Annotated in this window: 18 protein-coding genes; 3 read left to right on the forward strand and 15 right to left on the reverse strand. The window is 66.5% G+C overall.

Annotated features, from left to right (window positions below; all coding sequences use genetic code 11):
- Nucleotides 1-53: 53 nt before the first annotated feature.
- The gene (locus tag KY661_RS18495) at nucleotides 54-665 is read right to left on the reverse strand and encodes a LysE family translocator (RefSeq protein ID WP_225411458.1); all 612 of its coding nucleotides are present in this window, start codon (nucleotides 663-665) and stop codon (nucleotides 54-56) included.
- Between the two features lie 169 nt (nucleotides 666-834).
- On the opposite strand from KY661_RS18495, the gene KY661_RS18500 reads away from it, so the two are divergent.
- Nucleotides 835-2,196: a serine/threonine-protein kinase gene (locus KY661_RS18500; protein WP_225411459.1), complete on the forward strand. Its 1,362-nt coding sequence runs from the start codon at nucleotides 835-837 to the stop codon at nucleotides 2,194-2,196.
- A 129-nt stretch (nucleotides 2,197-2,325) separates the two neighbouring features.
- Here the strand turns inward: KY661_RS18500 and KY661_RS18505 are convergent, their stop codons facing one another.
- The 14 genes from KY661_RS18505 to ccmA all read right to left on the reverse strand — a co-directional run bounded on the left by KY661_RS18505 (nucleotide 2,326) and on the right by ccmA (nucleotide 14,772).
- A complete protein-coding gene (locus tag KY661_RS18505) occupies nucleotides 2,326-3,228 on the reverse strand; it encodes a DUF4238 domain-containing protein (RefSeq protein WP_225411460.1) in 903 nt (300 codons plus the stop codon).
- Between the two features lie 613 nt (nucleotides 3,229-3,841).
- Nucleotides 3,842-4,573 carry an Imm52 family immunity protein gene (locus KY661_RS18510; RefSeq protein ID WP_225411461.1) on the reverse strand — a complete coding sequence of 244 codons (732 nt, stop codon included), beginning with the start codon at nucleotides 4,571-4,573 and terminating at the stop codon, nucleotides 3,842-3,844.
- A gap of 47 nt (nucleotides 4,574-4,620) precedes the next feature.
- Nucleotides 4,621-5,349: an Imm52 family immunity protein gene (locus KY661_RS18515; RefSeq protein WP_225411462.1), complete on the reverse strand. Its 729-nt coding sequence runs from the start codon at nucleotides 5,347-5,349 to the stop codon at nucleotides 4,621-4,623.
- Nucleotides 5,350-5,362: 13 nt separating this feature from the next.
- Nucleotides 5,363-6,352: a Tox-REase-5 domain-containing protein gene (locus tag KY661_RS18520; protein ID WP_225411463.1), complete on the reverse strand. Its 990-nt coding sequence runs from the start codon at nucleotides 6,350-6,352 to the stop codon at nucleotides 5,363-5,365.
- A 326-nt stretch (nucleotides 6,353-6,678) separates the two neighbouring features.
- Nucleotides 6,679-7,656 carry a tetratricopeptide repeat protein gene (locus tag KY661_RS18525; protein ID WP_225411464.1) on the reverse strand — a complete coding sequence of 326 codons (978 nt, stop codon included), beginning with the start codon at nucleotides 7,654-7,656 and terminating at the stop codon, nucleotides 6,679-6,681.
- Nucleotides 7,653-8,156 (reverse strand): cytochrome c-type biogenesis protein, encoded by a 504-nt coding sequence (locus KY661_RS18530; protein WP_225411465.1) that lies wholly within the window; start codon nucleotides 8,154-8,156, stop codon nucleotides 7,653-7,655. Before KY661_RS18530 ends, KY661_RS18525 begins: the two co-directional genes overlap by 4 nt.
- A gap of 123 nt (nucleotides 8,157-8,279) precedes the next feature.
- Nucleotides 8,280-9,425: a hypothetical protein gene (locus tag KY661_RS18535; RefSeq protein ID WP_225411466.1), complete on the reverse strand. Its 1,146-nt coding sequence runs from the start codon at nucleotides 9,423-9,425 to the stop codon at nucleotides 8,280-8,282.
- A gap of 22 nt (nucleotides 9,426-9,447) precedes the next feature.
- Nucleotides 9,448-9,999 carry a TlpA family protein disulfide reductase gene (locus tag KY661_RS18540; RefSeq protein ID WP_225411467.1) on the reverse strand — a complete coding sequence of 184 codons (552 nt, stop codon included), beginning with the start codon at nucleotides 9,997-9,999 and terminating at the stop codon, nucleotides 9,448-9,450.
- Nucleotides 9,996-12,026 (reverse strand): heme lyase CcmF/NrfE family subunit, encoded by a 2,031-nt coding sequence (locus KY661_RS18545; protein WP_225411468.1) that lies wholly within the window; start codon nucleotides 12,024-12,026, stop codon nucleotides 9,996-9,998. The genes KY661_RS18540 and KY661_RS18545 overlap by 4 nt, the downstream gene beginning before the upstream one ends.
- Nucleotides 12,023-12,511, reverse strand: coding sequence for a cytochrome c maturation protein CcmE (locus tag KY661_RS18550; RefSeq protein WP_075011386.1), 489 nt, complete (start codon nucleotides 12,509-12,511; stop codon nucleotides 12,023-12,025). The genes KY661_RS18545 and KY661_RS18550 overlap by 4 nt, the downstream gene beginning before the upstream one ends.
- 7 nt (nucleotides 12,512-12,518) lie before the next feature.
- Complete coding sequence (locus tag KY661_RS18555) at nucleotides 12,519-12,704, reverse strand: hypothetical protein (RefSeq protein ID WP_075011385.1); 186 nt, start codon at nucleotides 12,702-12,704, stop codon at nucleotides 12,519-12,521.
- The gene (ccsA, locus tag KY661_RS18560; RefSeq protein WP_075011384.1) at nucleotides 12,704-13,411 is read right to left on the reverse strand and encodes a cytochrome c biogenesis protein CcsA; all 708 of its coding nucleotides are present in this window, start codon (nucleotides 13,409-13,411) and stop codon (nucleotides 12,704-12,706) included. The genes KY661_RS18555 and ccsA overlap by 1 nt, the downstream gene beginning before the upstream one ends.
- Nucleotides 13,412-13,414: 3 nt before the next feature.
- Nucleotides 13,415-14,110, reverse strand: a complete 696-nt coding sequence (locus tag KY661_RS18565) for a heme exporter protein CcmB (protein ID WP_075011383.1) — start codon at nucleotides 14,108-14,110, stop codon at nucleotides 13,415-13,417.
- Nucleotides 14,107-14,772: a heme ABC exporter ATP-binding protein CcmA gene (gene ccmA / locus KY661_RS18570; RefSeq protein WP_225411469.1), complete on the reverse strand. Its 666-nt coding sequence runs from the start codon at nucleotides 14,770-14,772 to the stop codon at nucleotides 14,107-14,109. Before ccmA ends, KY661_RS18565 begins: the two co-directional genes overlap by 4 nt.
- 516 nt (nucleotides 14,773-15,288) lie before the next feature.
- Between ccmA and KY661_RS18575 the strand changes: the two genes are divergently transcribed.
- Both KY661_RS18575 and KY661_RS18580 read left to right on the forward strand, forming a co-directional pair.
- Nucleotides 15,289-16,392 (forward strand): polysaccharide deacetylase family protein, encoded by a 1,104-nt coding sequence (locus KY661_RS18575; RefSeq protein ID WP_225411506.1) that lies wholly within the window; start codon nucleotides 15,289-15,291, stop codon nucleotides 16,390-16,392.
- Nucleotides 16,389-17,909 carry a lipopolysaccharide biosynthesis protein gene (locus KY661_RS18580; protein ID WP_225411470.1) on the forward strand — a complete coding sequence of 507 codons (1,521 nt, stop codon included), beginning with the start codon at nucleotides 16,389-16,391 and terminating at the stop codon, nucleotides 17,907-17,909. Before KY661_RS18575 ends, KY661_RS18580 begins: the two co-directional genes overlap by 4 nt.
- The last annotated feature ends 71 nt before the right edge of the window (nucleotides 17,910-17,980 follow it).

A 17,980-nucleotide genomic window follows, 5' to 3' on the forward strand; every position in this document is an offset into this window, starting at 1 on the left:
TCGCGGTGTGGGTCCCTATACACGGACACGGGGGACGGGGCGATGTGCTCGGCTCATGCCTGGATCGGAAGGACGGCTCCGATGGCAACGAAGACGCCGCCGCAGACGCGATTGAAGCGCCGTCCGACGCGCCTGAGCCAGGGGCGGACCCGGTTCGCTGCGCTCGCCAAGGCGTACTCGACGAGGGATTCGGACACCGCGAAAGTCGCGGCCACCACCGCAAACTGGGTCACCAGGCTGCGGTTCGGGTCGATGAACTGAGTGAGAAAAGCACTGAAGAAGAGCAGGCCCTTGGGGTTGGTCGCCGCGGCGAGAAAGCCTTGGCGAAAGAGCGCGCCGTTGTTGTCCTCGGTGGGCCCGGTATTGGCTTCGACGGCAATGGGGGGAGAGCGCCAGACCTGGATGCCGAGCCAGACAAGGTAGGCGCCACCCACCCACCTCAGCACCGTGAGCCAGAGGAGCGAGGCCTTGATCAGTGCCCCGATGCCGAACATGCAAAGGGCGATGATGACCACGAAGCCCAAGGTTCCACCCAAGATGGTGAACAAGGTCTTGCGGCTTCCGTAGAGCGCGCCGTGGGTGAGAACGAGAAGGCTGTTGGGACCCGGAGACAGCGACAAGCCGAAGGAGGCGACGGAAAAAATAAGCCAGGTTTCGAACTGCATCGATGCTTCTCCAAGCCAACGAACGTGCGGGCGCGTGGAGCGCTTGTGCGGAGGAACTTCGCCCACGGGCGGCGGAGCCGTCAAACCGGAAGAGAGGTGCTGACGCGAGGCAACCCCATGGGTAGGATGCCAGAGGGCCTCTGTGGCCGCCTTTTCCTGGAGGTCTCCCGTGGACGAGTTGATCCCTGAGGCGCTCCCAGACGGGACTCGGCTGGGGCCCTGGCAGGTGGAAGGCCGCGCCGGGTACGGCACCTATGGCGCGGTGTACCGGGTGCGCCGGACGCGGCGGCTTCTGCCCCAGCCCGTGGCCCTCAAGCTGGCACGCTACCCGAATGACCTGCGGTTCGAGCGCGAGGCGGAGCTGCTCAGCCGGATCCGGCACCCGAACGTCCCGCGCCTGCTGGGACGGGGCACCTGGAAGGCAAGCCCTCGCGGTGAAACGCACCCCTACGTGGCGATGCAGTGGGTGGAGGGCCTCCGGCTGTATGACTGGGGCCAGGAGCGCTCCCTCACGTCACGCCAGGTGCTGAGGCTGCTGGCGCAGGTGGCACGCGCGTTGGAGGCCACCCACGCCCGCCAGGGGCTCCACCGGGACGTGAAGGGCGACAACATTTTGGTGAGTCCCGAGGGGACGGCCTTCCTCATGGACTTCGGGTGCGGCACCTGGGAAGGGGCTCCGCCGCTCACCGAGGGGCTGCTGGCCCCCGGCACGAAGCTCTACCGCAGTCCCGAGGCCCTGAGCTTTCGCTGGGACCACCGCCACGAATCCCATGTCCACTACCGCGCCACGCCCGCGGATGACGTGTACGCCTTGGGGGTGGCGGCCTATCGCTTGTGCACGGGAATCTACCCACCCCTGGCGACGGACCCATCGATCGTAGGCGATGATGCACGGGACACCCTGGAGGTGATGAGGCCTCCCGGTCAGCTCAAGCCGCTCGCGCCTTCGTTGGAATCGCTCATCCTCCGCATGCTTTCCGAGAACGCACAGGACCGAGGCAGCGCTGGTGAACTGGCCACCGCTTTGGAGGCCGCAGCAACGGCTGCTGGGCCAGATGCCGATGTGCCGATGCGTCCGAGCGATTCGCGCAGGGGCTCTGGGGGTGTCAATCGGCCCGTCTCCGAACGTCGTGGCGGGTGTCTTGGTCCCATGGTGCTGATGCCCTTGGCGGCTTGGCTCATCATCCTGCTCGCTGGGAACTTGAACCTGGCGGCGCTGGTAGAGCCTCCCTCTCAGACAGAAGATGGGGGCACCACAGGCGTGGCCGACGCAGCCGTGGAGGATCTCCAGGCGTCCAGCGTGTCGCGAGAAAATGGTCCGGATGGACTGGCGCTTGAGATGCCCAAGGAGCCCGTGCCCGGCCAACGCCGACCGCCGTGTGGCCGCTTCCAAAGTAACATTCAGGGAGGTTGCTGGTTAGGGATTCTTCATGCCTCCCCGCCTTGCGGAGAGAGCTATTATGAATGGAAAGGCGCCTGTTATTTCCCTGCACCTGCGCCTCCAAGGCCTAACACCTCGGAGCAGCAGTAGGGATCCTCTCAAGGATTTAAGATTCCCGGGTCCCTCCGGCGAAGAAATCCTGCGCGCTCTCTGAATCATTCTCTCATTCACGAGTGTTTGTTAAAATGAGGGTAAGCAACAGGAGACGGTTTCGTGTCATCACAGAAGCTCACGTGTGCGCGCATACACCTGCTCAAGGGCAACGCGGCGAATGACCTCATTGTATCTGAGAACCTCTGCTTCGGTTGCAACACGGATTAAGGGTGCGCTACGCCGCTCCCCCTCAACAAGCAAAACGGCGCGATTCGGCGATACGGGATAATACAGCTCATGGGAATTTGGGATATTGTCCAGTGAATAGGTTTCGACTGCCTCTGCATTAAATGTTGGCTGATCACCTGTGATGAACTCAAGTGTCCCGCTGGTCTCAAGCAGAACCAAGGAACAATGGTGATAGATCCCACTGGCAAGCCTCTCTGTTTCTAGAAGTCGAGAAATAGGCCAAGTCCTGTCCACCGAGTAGCCTATCCGCTGCGCTTGCGGCTCAAGAAACTTCTTGAGCTTTTCTTGAATTCTTTTTGTGCGAAAATACTGGGTTGCATAGAATAAAATAAATTTTCTCCATTCTTTGTCATTACTAGCCCATGTAATATCTCCAGCTACGAGAGCATTAACAAAAGGCATCCCTTGATGTTCAATCCGGCCCTGATATTTCTCCTCCGAGTTATGGATAAACGCATCCAGTTCTTCTAATCTGCTTATGTCGCGCCACTGCTTTGCCTGCTCGTTTAACGCAAACATCTCGTCTCGAAGCGCAATCTCCTGTTCAATAAATTCAACCAAGTCCGGTCTTTTTGTAGATGCGGCATCCATTCTCAAGAATTGCTTGTCTGCATTAGTAAGCGGCTGTGGAGAGTAAAAATCTCGCTCCTGCCCAATATTCATCAGACCGGTGTTGAATGTAGCAGATCCTCGACGACACCATACGCTTCCGTCAGTGGCCCATGCCTCCAGATATTTCCTCCAAACATAGTGCTGTTTCCTTACCTTCGTCTCGCCCATTTGACTATCTCCTCAGTATTGCAATTAATGGTAGGTGGCAGCGAACCCTCGACTTCATGAGTATAGCTTAGTTCGAGTTTCGCACTTTTTGGATGGCATCATGGCAGGCAACAACGGAACGTGGCCTTGAGGGTTTGCTCACCCAGGGCCGGTGCCCGTGCAGAACAGTTTTCCGCCCTCTGGAACTCCCGCAGAGGCCAGTTGGCCGTGTCACTGCACGAGCGGCCACTCCATACCTGCCAGGTAGCCAACTTGGGCTCGGACAGGGGCCTTGCGTAGGAGTTTCTGCGACCCTGGGGGAGGCATAGGTTCTCCAAAATCCCCCAAGGATCCATATGGGAACCACGCGCTCCCTCAGAGTGCCGTTCGTTTGGTTCCTCTCAACTGTGCGAGACTCGAACTAAGCTCCAGTGCAGCAAGACTCGAACATGTGCGGCTTCTGAGGCTTGTAGTTGAGCAGCCGCTTGCTTCTGCAGACTGTTGAATTTTTCTGACGCCTCGTATCGGCGATTGGCTCATGGTTGGGCAGAAACGGAGGTAGGAAAGTGTGGAGGGAACTGAGAGGCGCGTGGGCTTGGCATGCGCCAGATGGGGCGTGCGTGCTTGAGCTGTATCAGCCTGCTTGGCGAAGCAATCCTGCGCGCTCTAGCAATTCACGAACGCGGCGGCCCAAGGTGATGTGCTCGGGATTGGAGGCTGAGAAGCGCTCAGGGGTGAGGATGATGACCATTCCCAAGGTGCCCACCGGTCGAATTTCGACGGGAGCGGGCAGAGGAGGAACGGTACCACGGCGGCGCGAGATGTAGGTCACCCAGCCAACGCGCGTTTCATCCTCTTGTGTGGTGGGGATGAGGTTCAAGGTGAGGTTTGTACTGACCACTCCCCAGTCCGGGTCCCAAGCCGTGGCCATGCACTCAAGAACTTGAGCCAGGAGCGGAGTGTCCGCCATGCGTTCGGACAGCTCTCCCTCGGAGGGAGGCGTCATCAAGCACATGTTTTCCACTGCGTCTGAGTCACCACCACAACGGATGTGCAGACGAGTGGATCGGTTGTCAGGAAACTGATTCCAGATACGGAAGCCAAAACCAAGCTCTGGAATGGCGGATTTATTTGCCGTCGCCCGGTTCATTCCTTGTAGCAGAAGGGTCTTCAGGGCGTTTGGGTCATCTGCTTGTACAGGGATTCCCTCTGGGCTCTTGCTGCTTTTGTCGGCGTAGTACCACTGGGTCCAGGAGGGATTCAACTGGGCCAGCATGCGAAGGAAGAGGACGGTGCGCTGAGTGCATTCATCAAGGCTTTCGCGCCTTGAGGGCCAGTAAACTCCGGCATAGTAAGAATCGAGCATGGGGCGGGCCTTCAGTTTGCAGATTGGATGAAGGCTTTCTAACTGTATCAGCTTGCTCGGCGAAGCAGGCCTGCGCGTTCCAGCAGTTCGCGGACGCGGCGGCCCAAGGCGATGTGCTCGGGATTGGAGGCCGAGAAGCGCTCAGGGGTGAGGATGATGAGCATTCCCAGGGAACCTACTGGCTGGATGCTGACGGGAGCAGGCAATGGGGGGACGGTGCCCTGTTCACGTGCAAGATAGGTTATCCATCCTATGTCCACCTCGCTTTGGTCGGGGTTGAGGGCGTCGCGCGTGTCTTGTGTTGTCACCAATCCCCATTGAGGTTCCCAGGCTGTGATCATGCTCTCCAACACATGGCGCAACGTGGGAAAGGCTAACATCCGTTCCATGGCCTCTCCCTCGACGGGAGGGTAGAGCAGGCACACGTTGCTGACTTGCTCCGAGTAGCAACCGCAGACCAGGTTGATGCGTGTAGAATGTCCATCCGGACGTTGATTCCATGCATGCAGCCGGAATCCGAGTTCAGGTATGACCTTTTTGCCGAGGTCCGTTCGATTTCTGCCTTGGAGCAGCCTCTTCTCCAAAAACTCACGGTCGTTCCACGGGAGGGATGTGCCAGGTGAGCTGCGGGTGGCACGCCCCTCCGTGTACCATTGATGAAGAGAGACGTCGCACCTTGTCAGCATGTGAAAGAAAAGTTCCAAGCGGCGCGCGCATTCAGAGGCCGTTTCCGGCCGTTTCTTCCAATAGGCGCCTACGTGATACTTCTCCGACATGTGGCCTGACTCCTCAAGGTTTGGGTGGGGTGTACACCACTTCGATGTTGAAGAGTCTCTCCTTCTTGAACCGCTGGCGTAGCAGGGTGGCTACACCTTGTTCAGCAACGTGCCATTGCACCATGAGCTCCTTGGCTGTTTGCGACTGCCGAAATGCTTGGTTGAGCAGTTGTTTGAAACTCCCGGAAGTCTCAAACCAGTAATAGGGCTGTCCGTTCTTGTCGAAGAACTGGCGATAGTTTTCGGCCTTGGCCTCCAGCAGGACGCCGTTCTGGAAACCGTCGTATTCCACATCGCCGATGTAATACACCTCATCGGCGGAGCGGCCGGAGACTTGCTCCTGATATCGCCGGGCCTGCGGTGAGCCGGAGAACTTGCGGCGGCGCCACTGGCCTGGCTCCTGGGTTGGGGGGGCGGTGCTGCGCGTGCGGGGTGGCTTGGCCGGAGCCATGAGCACGTAGACCGAGCTCGCGCCCGAGCCGAGCGCAGTCACGCGAGTGCCAGCCGGGAGGGCGGCCTGCGCGAGGGTGAGCGAGCCCTGGGCGGAGAGGGAGAGCACTGGGAGCCTGGGCCCCAGCGAGCCAATGCGGGCCGCGGTGCCCGAGGCGGAGCCATAGAACGTCAGCAGGTGTGTGGAGAGGCGGGCCGCCTCACGCACTTGCTCCTGGAGGGGGAGGGCGCTGTAGCGGGCGAAGTACTCGGGCGAGGAGGCCACGAGCGCCGCTACGGCGGAGGGCAGTTGTGCCAGGTCCTTGAGGCTGCGGATGGGGTGGAGGACCAGGTGGCCCAGGGCCAGGACCATCTCCGCCAAGGCATCCTCGGCCCCATCGAGCGCGGCATTGAAGACATCGTGCTCCAAGCCCAGCTCGCCCAGCGGGAGTCCGTTGGCTGCTTGGAGCGAGGGGGTTGGGGTGAAGAAGACGCCGCCCTTGTCGAGGTAGAAGGCGCCGACTTCGAAAGGGCCCGCCATGAGTCGGCCGTCGCGCAGCTCCACGGTGCCCATGCGTTGCAAGGCCCTGCCGGACAGTCGTGCTTGGGCAGCAGCGGATGCAGGAAGGCGTGAAGGGTGCGGCGAGGCGCGAAGCGGGCGAGCGTGGGCTTGGAGCGTGTCAGCGCGTTCCAGAGCGCCCGCGAGTCCTCGGGCTCCAGCGCCTCATCTGGGGGATGCCAATCGTCTTCCTCCAGGCCCGAGGCCTGCTGAAGGGCGAGGAAGGCGTCAGCCGGGGCGTGCTTGCCCGCGGTGTGTCCCGTGGCACACCCCACCAGCGCCATCCCCAAGAGGAGGATGGCATGGAGGACGAGGCGCTTCGGAGCCATCGAGCCGGTGGCTCAGGGCCTCGGGCCGACTTCCTGGCGGAGTTGCGCGATGGCGGCTTCCAGCTGCGGCGGCTGCATGTTGCGCGGCACTTCCACCGAGAAGCGCTCGAAGTAGTTCAGCGCCTTCGTCTTGCTGCCCGTCTGCATCGAGATGAAGCCCAGGAAGAGCAGGGCCTCCTGCGCGCCCGGGTAGGTGTCCGCGAGCGTCAGCAGCTCCACCTCAGCGCCCTCCGTGTCCCCCCGGATGGCCCGCAGCACGCCCCGGTGCACCCGGGACTCGACGTGGAACGGATCGATGGCGAGCGCCTGGTTCGTGAGCCGCTCGGCCTCCTCGGACCGCTGGCGCCGGATGAACTCGTGCGCCACCAGCGACGAGGACTCCAGGTCGTTCGGGTTCGCACGCAGGCGCTCCTGAGCCTCGGCGAGCGCCTGGTCCTCCTGCGTCATGCCCCCCGCCGGAGGCTGTGGGGCTCCGGCTTCATTGGGCGGAAGCCGTCCCGTGGCCTCCATGCCGTCGTCGCGCGGGCGCTGCTCCGACACCAGCAGGTAGCCCAGGCCTCCGAAGAAGACGACGATGCCCGCGCCCCACAGGGCCCCCACGAGATGAGGGTTCCGTCCCGCGAAGCCGGTGGGCGCCGCCGCCGGGGCGGGGGCCGTCTCCGCCGCACCGGGCGTGCCCGAGGGGCTCGCCTTGCTCTGGCGGTGCTCGTCCCGGGCCCGCAGGGCTGCTGCCGCCTCGCGTTCCAGCCGGCCCTTCTCCGCGGCGAACTGCTCGGGCGCCAGGTTGTGCTTCTCCGCCACCAGCTCCTTGAGCTGCTCGATGAGCGACTGCGCCCGCCGGTCGAGATCGTCCTGCTTGCCGTCCTTCAGGGGCTCGGGCGCGGCCTTCCCGCCCTTGCTCCGCTGGATCAGCAGGTAGGTGAGTCCGCACAGGAGCGACAGGCCCAGGGCGATGATGCCCGGCCACCAGTTGGTCGTCTGTGGTGTCATTGCTCCATCTCCCGGCGGACGGCCTGCAGGTAGGGATCCTCCGCCTCAGCGGCCGTCGTCGCCGGAGGCTCGGGGGCAGGGGAGGGGGCGGCGCTGGCGTTCGCGGCCGCGGCAGGCCCTCCGACTTGTCTCAGAATCACGAAGAGGCCGCCCAGGACGAGCAGCAGCGGGCCCAGCCACACCAGCCAGTTGAAGCCCTCCGCCTTGGGCTCCAGCAGGGCCCACTCCCCGTAGCGCGCCACGAAGAAGTCGCGGACCTCCTGGTCCGAGCGGCCCTCGGCGACGAGCTCCCGCACCTTGTCGAGCTGGGCCCGCGCCGCCGAGGACGAGCTGTCCGCGATGGACAGCCCCTGGCACATGGGGCAGCGCAGCTCCTTGCCGAGCTTCTGCACGCGGACTTCCAGGGGCGCCTCCAGCGGGGCGCTTCCGGCCTGCTGGGGAGCGAATTGGCCGGTCGCAAGTCCGGCGATGAGGGTCAGCGAGAGGAGGGTGACGTTCATGGGGGGTACCCGGGCGCGGTCTACCTAGCGCCAAGGCGCAGTGTTGCACAGCGAAACCTTCCCCGGGGGAGGCCTCTTCCCGGCCGGCATGCCAGGAGGGGAGGGGCCGGGGCCCCGCCGCCCTCAGCCGGGCATGTCCTCGTCCCGCGCCGTGACGTCGTTGCTGTTGTCCGAGGGCCAGTCCTGTTCCGAGGGCTCGTAGACGCCTTCGCCTTCGCTTGCCTCCTCGCCCGCGCCGTAGGACTCCTCGGGTTGGGGCGTCATGAACTCGTCGCGCCCCAGGGCCAGGAAGACCGCCACGACGCCCAGGGGGACCACCCCCACCAGGAACGCGATGGGCCCCACCTCCATGCGCAGGTTCACCAGCGCCCACGTCAGGGCAATCACCGTCACCCCGGCGGGCACGAAACGCAGCCACTCCGGCCGCTCCACCTCGGGCCGCAGCATCAGCAACACCAGCAGTCCCAGGAGCCCCACCACCACCGTGGAGGCCACCGGCAGCTCATGGCCGCTCAGGGCGCTGGGCATTCCCCCGTACAGCACGTCCGTGGCGGGCTGGGGCGCGTTCTGCGCGCGCAGGGGCCCATAGGAGGAGGGGCCTACGTAGGAGACGGGCATCCGGGGCGCGGGCAGCCAGGTGAAGAAGAGCGCCAGCATGCACACGCCCACCCCCACCAGCGCCAGCAGCCGGGGGCCTCGCGTCAGCGCCCGGGGCTCGAAGTGCTGGGCACAGCCCTCCGGCCCCGCGAACACCTTGCCCCACTGGTCCCAGGCCAGCAGCGCCGTGCCGCCCATCCACAGGAGCGGCAGGGGGCTCAGCTCCAGCAGCGGCAGCACGAACGCCACCGCCAGCGCCGTGTAGGCCGCCGGGACGAACGGCGGGTGCAGCGAGGCGGGAATCCAGGAGGTGAGCGGGTGCGCCTCGCCGGTGGCGCGCAGCTCCCGGGCCACCACCAGCACGCCGCCCGCCAGCATCACGAAGGACCAGAACGGGCCCAGGCCCGCCAGGGCCGGGAGGATGGACAGCCCCAGGGCCGCCAGCAGCAGGAACACCCCCAGCACGCTGGGCGAGTGTCCCGGCACGTGCTTGAGCCAGAGGGGCCCGGTATAGGGCGGCCCGAGGGACTCTACGGACGTGCGCTCGTCCTCGGCCACCACCGGGGACGCCGCCGTGGGGATCTTGTACTCGGGCATCCGGGCGCCGCACTGCTCGCAGTAGCGCAGCTTCGGCTCCGCCGCGATTTCGCCGCACTCCGGACAGCGGTGCATGACGGGGGCTCCCGGCTTCAGGTCAGGGGTTCGCCGCCGCCGAGGGCCCGCTGCTCAGCGCGCGGATCCGGGTGGTGAGCGACTGGGGATCGATCGGCCCGACGTGCTTGCCCTGGATGATGCCCTGGGCGTCGATGAAGTACGTCTCGGGCACTCCCGCCACGCCGTAGTCCACCGCCACGCGCGAGCGCGGATCCACCAGCTGGGGGAAGTTGCTGCCCAGCTGCCGGAGGAACCGCCGCGCGTTGTCCTCGGTGTCCTCGAAGACGACGCCCAGGAACTGCACCTGCTCGCCGTACTCGCGGTGGCCCCACTCGATGACCGGGTGCTCGTACCGGCACGGCCCGCACCAGGAGGCCCAGAAGTTGATGACCACCGGCTTGCCCTTGAGCTGCTCCAGGCTCACGGGCTCGCCGGTGTCCAGCGCGCGCAGGGTGAAGCCCGTGGCGGGCTTGCCCGAGAGCATGAAGGGCACCTCGCGCGGATCTCTCCCGAAGCCCTGGAGCAGCACGTACAGCAGCGCCCCGCAGAGGAAGACCGCCGAGAGCGTGATTCCCCAGGCCTTCCCTTTCATGCCGCGCCCCGGTTCATGTCACCGTCCGCCACCGGGGGCGCCGCGCCCGCGGCTGCGGGCGTGCTCGCCGTGGACACCGCCACGCGCCGCCGCGAGGGCCACATCGAGATGAGCGAGCCCAGCACCAGGATGGGGATGCTCCACCAGATCCACCCCACCAGCGGGAAGACCCACACGTTGAGGCTCGCCGTGCCCGCCTCTTGCGAGTAGGCCATGAGCGACACGTACAGGTCCTCCTTGGGGGACTCGCGCACCGCGGGGGTGCCCACCGGGTCCGTGCTGCGCTCGTAGTAGTTCATGCGCGGCAGGAACTCCTCCACCTGGCCGCCCGGCGTCGTCACCTCCACGCGCGCCGCGGTGAAGGCCCGGTGCGGCTCCTCGCCGCTCGTCATGCCCAGGAACTTCAGCTGGTAGCCGCTCAGCGTCATCGTCTGGCCCATGCGCAGCGTGCCCGAGGTGTGCGTCACGTACGCGGACGAGGCCGCCACCGCGACGATGATGACCACGATGCCCAGGTGCACCACGTACCCGCCGAAGCGCCGGCGCGCCTTGGTGGCGCTCTGCACCACGGCGGTGACGAGCCCTTCCTTGCGCTCGGTCATGCGCACGCGCACCGGCGCCACCAGCTCCCGCAGGGTGATGACGGTGACGAAGCCCGCCAGGCCGAAGGTGAGCAGCGGGTACACCCCGCGCAGCCCCAGGCCGTAGCAGAGCGCCGTCACCACCAGGCCCACCCCCGCGGGGATGAGGAACTGCCGCCGCACCGCCGCCTTGTCCGGGGTGCCCCAGGGCAGCATCGGCCCCACGCCCATGAGGAAGAGCACCGCGATGCCGCCCGGCACCGCCATCTTGTTGAAGTACGGCTCGCCCACGCTCACCCGCACGCCGCGCACCGCCTCCGAGATGAGCGGGTACACCGTGCCCAGGAGCACCGTGAAGGTGATGGCCACGAAGACCAGGTTGTTCACCAGGATGCTCGTCTCGCGGGACATCCAGGAGGTGATGCGCCCCTGGGCCACCAGCAGGTGGCCGCGCGTGGCCAGCAGGATGATGGAGAACACCAGCAGCACGGCGATGAACACCAGGAAGGTGGGGCCGATGTCCGACTGGGTGAAGGAGTGCACCGAGTTGAAGATGCCCGAGCGCGTCATGAACGTGCCCAGGATGGTGAGGATGAAGCTCGCCAGCGCCAGGCTCATGGTCCACAGCCGCAGCATCTGCTTGCGCTCTTGCACCATGGTGGAGTGGATGAAGGCCGTTGCCGTCAGCCACGGCAGGAACGAGGCGTTCTCCACCGGATCCCACGCCCAGTAGCCGCCCCAGCCCAGCACCGCGTACGCCCACCACGAGCCCAGGATGATGCCGATGGACAGGAACAGCCACGCCAGCAGCGTCCAGCGCCGCAAGGGCGCCATCCACGCATCGCCAATCTCGCCGCGCAGGAGCGCCGCCACCGCCACGCCGAAGGGCACCGTCATGCCCACGTAGCCCAGGTAGAGCATGGGCGGGTGGATGACCATGAGGATGTGGTTCTGGAGCAGGGGGTTCGGCCCGGGGCCGTCCGCGGGCACCGGGGACACGGCGCCCCAGGGGTTCGCGGGGCCCGCGATGAGGAAGGCGAAGAAGACGCCCACCGCCAGCATGGTGCCCAGCGCCAGCGACATGTAGCGCTGGTGCTCCTTGCGGTGCACCAGCGCGAACGCCAGCAGGAAGGAGGCCATGATGAAGCCCCAGAAGAGGATGGAGCCCTCGAGCGCGCTCCACAGCGAGACGATCTTGAAGAGCAGCGGCGTGGCGCGGCTGCCCACCTGCGTCACGTACCGGATGCTGAAGTCATCGGTGACGAGCGCGTACACCATCGCCAGGTTCGCGCCCGTCATGCAGGTGAAGAAGCCCACCACGGCGCGCATCACCCAGGGGAAGCCCGCCTCGCTGCGGCGCAGGCCACTCGTCAGGCCCACCAACGCCCCGAACGCCGCGCACACCAGCGCCCCGAGCACCAGCCCATATCCCAGCGTTCCAGTCACCGCGCCCCCGTGGCCGCCGACGCGGTGGTGGCGCCCTCGACCGTCTCCTGCCACTTGCGGGGCTCTTCCCCCTCCTTGGGCGGACGGTACTCGTTGGAGTGGTTCACCATCAGCCGGTTGGAGGTGAACACCTGCGAGGCGTCATACGTGCCCTCCACCACCACGCCGATGCCCGCGCGGAACATCTGCGGCGGCACTTCGGTGGAGCGCACCAGCACGCTCTGGGACTCCGGCGTGTGGTCGCTCGCCACGCGGAACTGGAGCGTGGTGTGCGCCTCGTTCCACTCGATGCTGCCGGGCTTCACCACGCCGCCCAGGCGGATGGTGGGGCCGTAGGCGCGCTCGCCCTGGCCGATCATCTCCGAGGGGCTCCAGTAATAGACGAGGTTCTCGCCGATGTTGCCGAAGGCCACGAAGGCAAGGCCAGCGCCTGCCACGAGCAGCGCCGCCACGGCGATGAGCCGGTTACGCACAAGGGGGGTCATGACTCAGTCACTCCTTCGAACCCGGCGAGGCGTTGGGACGCCGCAGCCACAGGGACAGTGAATACAGGGCCAGTGCGCCCCAGGTGATGCCGTAGCTTACCCACACGTAGCCCCAGCCGCCTTGAATCCGGCCGCTGCCCACCTGGCCCGCGGCCGCCTGCGCCAGCACCATCAGCGTCGAGACGGAGAGCATCACGCCACCCCCGCCGAGCGGCGCGAGGCCGGGTCATCCGTGGGCAGCGCGTCCGGCAGCGCCACCTCGGCCTGCCGCTCGTGCATCGCGATGCGGTAGCGGTAGATGATGAAGACGATCATGAAGGCCAGGAACGCGAAGGCGCTGATGCGCAGCGGGAAGATCATGGCCGGGTCCACCGTGCGGGGGGTCGACTGCACCTGGTGCAGGCTTCTCCACCACTTCACCGAGAACCAGATGATGGGCAGGTCCACCGCGGCGATGATGCCCACCACGGCGCTCCACACCGCGCGCTTCTCCGCGTCCTCCACGAAGCGGCGCAGCGCCAGGTAGCCCATGTAGGCCACCAGCAGGATGGCGGCCGTCGTCAGCCGCGGGTCCCACGTCCAGTACACGCCCCAGGTGGGCCGGCCCCAGATGGCGCCCAGCAGCACGCCCACCGCGCCGAACAGCAGCCCCACCTCCGCCGAGGCCTCCGCCAGCGCGTCCGTCTTCCAGCTCGGCTTGAACAGGTACGTCACCGAGCAGAGGAAGTTGAGCGTCAGCGCCACCATGGCGATCCACACCGCGGGCACGTGCGCGTACATGATGCGCTGCACGTCCCCCATCTCCCGGTCGGGCGGTGCCACCGCCAGGCCGACGTAGTGGCCCCAGATGAGCAGGCCCAGGGCGATGGGCGGCAGTGCGATTCGGAAGAACTTCCCCATGCGTCAGTCCTCGATGACCCGCGGAAAAAGGGCGAACCCCAGTCCCCAATAGATCAGATTGAAGCCGGTGAGCAGGCCGAACCATGAGTTCAACTGATTCATGGGATCTCCCTGGAGCACCAGCATCATCGCCTTGGCCGAGGCCAGCAGGGCCGGGACGATGAGCGGGAACAATAGCAGAGGCAGCAACACGTCCCGTGCCCGGGCGTTGCTGGAGATGGCTGCATACACGGTCCCTGGGGCGGCAAGCGCCATGCACCCGAGCACCAGCGTGCCCAGCAGGGGGCCCGCCCCCAGCACCACCTTCACCCCGTAGAGCGCCACCATGGCGGGGATGAGCACCCCGCCGAGCACCACCAGGAGCAGCGTGTTGCCCACCGCCTTGGACAGGAAGATGGCCCGGGCATCCGCCGGCGCGAGCCGCAGCCCGTCCAGGCAGGCGTTCTCCTGCTCGATCCGGAAGGACTCGCCCAGCGCCAGCGTGCTGGCGAAGAGGATGGCCAGCCACAGGTAGCCACCCGCGTTGCGCTCCAGGAGCTTCGTGTCCGGCCCCAGCGCGAAGGAGAAGAGCAGCAGGGTGGCCAGGGCGAAGAAAATCAGGGCATTGAGCCGGGCCCGGGTGCGCCACTCAATGAGCAAATCCTTGCCCAGGAGGACACCCGTGGCCCTCAGGAGGCCGATGGGGGCGGGGCGCTTCACGCGGGCACCGCCCGGCCTTCCTGCAGGTGCAGGCGTTCCTCGCACAGCGCCATCCCCTGGTCGATGAGGTGGGTGGCGAGCACCACCGTGGTGCCCGAGGCCTTCAGCTCGCCGATGAGCCCCTCCATGGCCTGGATGCCCGCCGGGTCCAGCTCCCCGAAGGGCTCGTCCAGCAGCGCCAGCGCCGGGGTCTTCATCAGGAGCCGGGCGATGGCCAGGCGCTTGCGCATGCCCGCGCTGAAGTGGCGCACCGGGCTCTGCGTGCGCCGCGTCAGCCCCACGCGCGTGAGCAGCGCCTCGGCCGCATCCCCCGGCGAGGCCAGGCCCAGGAGCCGCGCCAGCACCACCAGGTTCTGGCGCGCGGTGAGGTCCTCATAGAGGAAGCTGGTGTGGGACAGCAGGGCCACCTCCTGCCGGACGGCATCCCGCTGGGCCACCGCGTCCCGGCCGAGCACCTCCACGCGCCCCGCGGTGGGCGACAGGGCGGTGGCCACCAGCCGCAGCAGGGTCGTCTTCCCCGAGCCGTTGTGGCCGGTGAGCAGCAGGGAGCGCCGCGAGGGCAGCGCATAGGTGAGGCGCGCCAGGGCCCAATGGCGGCCATAGCGCTTGCTCACGTCGTGAAGGGCGAGCGCGGGGGGCGCCGCAGCAGGGGAAGCGTCCATCGGGGGCAGTGTTCGTAACTGGAAACCGCCGCCTTCTCCAGTGAAACCCAGTCCCTGGGACTTTCCAGGGAGGGCCGCAGGGCCGCTCCCTAGAAAACGGGGTTTCAGGACTTTGGAGGGCGACCGCAGGGCGAGTGTGCGGCTTTTCGCAGGCGCCTATCGTGCCCAGCATGGTGAGCAAGCAGGCGCACCTGGGAGGAGAGGACCATGAAGTCGGCACTCACAGCGGCTCTTTTCCAGTGCCACTCGGATCATTTGCGAGGGGATAGGAATGTTTTTCAACCTCTGGCCCCAGGTGTTCCCTGGGGGGCGGGACATTGCCCCTGGATTCAGGGGGATTCTGTGCCACATGCCCTCCCTGGCGTTGGCATCCCCCATGCAATGGACCGGGTTCAAGTAATCGACTGCGCATAGTGCAGATGGACGGGGGAGGTCATGGGCGCGGGTAAGCTGGTTCGAAGAGCGGTGAAGGCGGCGGCGGCCGGGGTGTTGCACTACAGCGGACTTCGCAAGGCGATGGCGACCTATCGCCGGGGCCAGTCCGGGGGGCGGCGCATCCTGATCGTCAGTTATCACCGCGTGGTCGGGGATTTCACAGGTGAGCTGCAGCGGTCCATTCCGGGGCTGCTCATCTCTCAAGAGACATTCCGGAGGCATTTGGAGGAGGCCTCGGCGGCGGGCTACGCGTTCGCCACCATGGGGGAGGCCGTGGATGTGATGACGGGGGCGGCGGTGGCCAAGCAGGACTTGTGCGTCGTCACCTTCGATGACGGGTACCGGGACGTGTACCGGTACGCCTATCCGGTCCTCAAGCAGATGGGGGTGCCCGCCATCGTCTATCTGCCCACGGACTTCATCGGGACGAACCGGCGCTTCAACCACGACCGGCTCTTCCACTTGGTGAACCGGGCGAAGCAGCGGCGCATCAAGCCCTACTTCAGCACGCTGACGGGGCCCGCGCTGGAGCTGATGGTGCCCATCGTCTCCGGCCGGAAGACGGTGTCCGCGGCGCTCGACGACTTCATCGGCGAGCACTCGGCGGGCGAGCTCGTGGAGGTCATCGGGGCCCTGGAGAAGGAGCTGGCGGACAGCACGGACCTCCTGCCCGAGCAGGGCGACATCATGGACTGGGACGAGGTGCGGCGCATGGCTCAGGATGGCTTCGAGTTCGGCGCCCACACCCTGGGCCACACGGTGCTCACGCTGGAGCCGCGCGAGGTGGTGGAGCGGGAGATCCTCGAGTCCAAGCAGGCCATCGAGCGCGAGGTGCCCATCCAGGTGAAGGACTTCGCGTACTGCAACGGCTGGTACTCGGATGAGATCATCAGCGTGCTCAAGCAGCACGGGTTCCGCTCGGGCGTCACCACGGAGGACTTCCTCAACCGGATTGGGGGCGATCCGTTCACCCTCAAGCGCAAGGTGCTGTGGGAGAACTTCAGCATCGGGGCGCTCGGGGATTACTCCTCGGCGCTCACGGGCTGCCAGTTCGACGACTGCTTCGGGCTTCTGGGCATGAGCCACCCCGTGCCGGGGCGGCGCACGCACTTATCGGCCCCGGTGGTGGGCGGCGGCAACCACCTCAAGGCCGTGCTGGAGCTGACCCCCCAGGAGGCGACGTGAGCGCTTCCCCGGCGGCGCCCGCCTCGTCCAGTTCGTTCCTGGGCAAGGCGGGTCCCCTGGTGTTGGCCCGGCTGTTCACCGCCGGGCTGACGCTGTCCATCCCGCTCGTGCTCGCGCGGGTTCTCAGCCTCGAGGAGTACGGCACCTATTACCAGCTGTTCCTGATCTCGACGACGCTCTACTACGTCCTGCCGTTCGGCGTGGTGCAGAGCCTCTACTACTTCCTGCCTCGCGCGGAGCACCGGCGGCCCTACCTCGGGCAGACCATGCTCTTCATGTCCCTTGCGGGCGTGGTGGCCGCGGGGCTCGTCTACCTGCTCTTGGAGCCCGTGTCGGGGCTGTTTTCCAACCCCCGGCTGATGGACTACCGGCTGCCGCTCGCCGTGTACACGGGGCTCCTGCTGGGCTCGTTCCCGCTGGAGGTGTCGCTCACCAGCCAGGGGCGCACCCGGCAGTCGGCCGTGGTGTACCTGGCCTCGGACACGCTGCGCGCGGCGGCCATGGTGGTGCCGTGTCTGCTGGGCACCTCCCTGTGGGGGATGATGGTGGCGGTGTCGGTGTTCGCCGGCCTGCGCTACCTGGCCACCTGGGGGGTGGCGCTCCGGGGCGCCACGGGGCCGCTCGTCAGCGGCAAGCTGATGCGCGAGCAGCTCGCCTACGCGGCCCCCTTTGGCGCGGCCATGGCGCTGTCCATTCCCCAGCAGAACGCGCACTTCTATGTGGTGGCGAGCGCGGTGGCGCCCGCCCTCTACGCGCTCTACCGGGTCGGCTGCTTCCAGCTGCCGGTGGTGGACCTCCTTTATACGCCCACGAGCGAGGTGCTGATGGTGCGGCTCGGGGAGCTGGAGAAGCAGGGCCGGTTGGACGAGGCCGTGGGGGCCTTCCGCGAGGCGTCGGGCAAGCTGGCCTTCGTCTTCCTGCCGTTCGCCGCGTTCCTCTTCGCCGCGGCCCCGGAGTTCATCTCGGCGCTGTTCGGCGCGAAGTTCCTGCCCGCCGTGCCCGTCTTCCGGGTGAGCGTGCTGGGCGTGGCGCTCTCCATCCTGCCCATGGATGGGGTGCTCCGGGCCCGGGGCCACACGCGCGCCATCTTCCTGTCCTACCTGGTGAAGGCGCTGGTGACGGTGCCCCTCCTGTGGGTGGGGGTGCGCTACTTCGGGATGATGGGCGGCGTTGTCTCGTGGGCGCTGGCGGAGGTGGTGGGCAAGGCGACCTTGCTGGTCCGGGTGCCCGCCGCGCTGTCCACGCCGGAGCGCACGCTGACCATCCGGGATGTCATCCCCTGGGGCGAGCTGGGCAAGGCGGGGCTGTCGGCCGTGGCGGCGGGGGCGGGCGTCTTCGCGCTGCGCTTCGGGCTGCTGGACTCGTGGGGCGGGCTGCCCGAGGGCTTCCTCTGGCGCGCGCTGCCGCTGGCCATCGCCGGGGTGCTGTTCGTCATTGGATACATGGCGGTGCTGCACGCGACGGGGATCCGCCCGCTTCGCGTACTGGCCAGCCTCCGGCCCCGCGGGGCGGGGTGACGCTCCAGTAGGCGGCAGGGGAGGACTTCCCTCCCCATGCCTGGGTACCTAGGTTGGCCCCACTGCAAGGG

This window comes from Allostigmatella hybrida (assembly GCF_020103775.1).
GTDB lineage: Bacteria > Myxococcota > Myxococcia > Myxococcales > Myxococcaceae > Hyalangium > Hyalangium aurantiaca.

What these genes read in the sequence shown, in the direction of transcription:
- KY661_RS18540 (WP_225411467.1), bottom strand. Translation starts at nt 9,999, where the DNA reads ATGAAAGGGAAGGCCTGGGGAATCACGCTCTCGGCGGTCTTCCTCTGC.
- KY661_RS18515 (WP_225411462.1), bottom strand. Translation starts at nt 5,349, where the DNA reads ATGTCGGAGAAGTATCACGTAGGCGCCTATTGGAAGAAACGGCCGGAA.
- KY661_RS18495 (WP_225411458.1), bottom strand. Translation starts at nt 665, where the DNA reads ATGCAGTTCGAAACCTGGCTTATTTTTTCCGTCGCCTCCTTCGGCTTG.
- ccmA (WP_225411469.1), bottom strand. Translation starts at nt 14,772, where the DNA reads ATGGACGCTTCCCCTGCTGCGGCGCCCCCCGCGCTCGCCCTTCACGAC.
- KY661_RS18555 (WP_075011385.1), bottom strand. Translation starts at nt 12,704, where the DNA reads ATGCTCTCCGTCTCGACGCTGATGGTGCTGGCGCAGGCGGCCGCGGGC.
- KY661_RS18535 (WP_225411466.1), bottom strand. Translation starts at nt 9,425, where the DNA reads ATGCACCGCTGTCCGGAGTGCGGCGAAATCGCGGCGGAGCCGAAGCTG.
- KY661_RS18550 (WP_075011386.1), bottom strand. Translation starts at nt 12,511, where the DNA reads ATGACCCCCCTTGTGCGTAACCGGCTCATCGCCGTGGCGGCGCTGCTC.
- KY661_RS18525 (WP_225411464.1), bottom strand. Translation starts at nt 7,656, where the DNA reads ATGACACCACAGACGACCAACTGGTGGCCGGGCATCATCGCCCTGGGC.
- ccsA (WP_075011384.1), bottom strand. Translation starts at nt 13,411, where the DNA reads ATGGGGAAGTTCTTCCGAATCGCACTGCCGCCCATCGCCCTGGGCCTG.
- KY661_RS18505 (WP_225411460.1), bottom strand. Translation starts at nt 3,228, where the DNA reads ATGGGCGAGACGAAGGTAAGGAAACAGCACTATGTTTGGAGGAAATAT.
- KY661_RS18530 (WP_225411465.1), bottom strand. Translation starts at nt 8,156, where the DNA reads ATGAACGTCACCCTCCTCTCGCTGACCCTCATCGCCGGACTTGCGACC.
- KY661_RS18575 (WP_225411506.1), top strand. Translation starts at nt 15,289, where the DNA reads ATGGCGACCTATCGCCGGGGCCAGTCCGGGGGGCGGCGCATCCTGATC.
- KY661_RS18520 (WP_225411463.1), bottom strand. Translation starts at nt 6,352, where the DNA reads ATGGGCACCGTGGAGCTGCGCGACGGCCGACTCATGGCGGGCCCTTTC.
- KY661_RS18510 (WP_225411461.1), bottom strand. Translation starts at nt 4,573, where the DNA reads ATGCTCGATTCTTACTATGCCGGAGTTTACTGGCCCTCAAGGCGCGAA.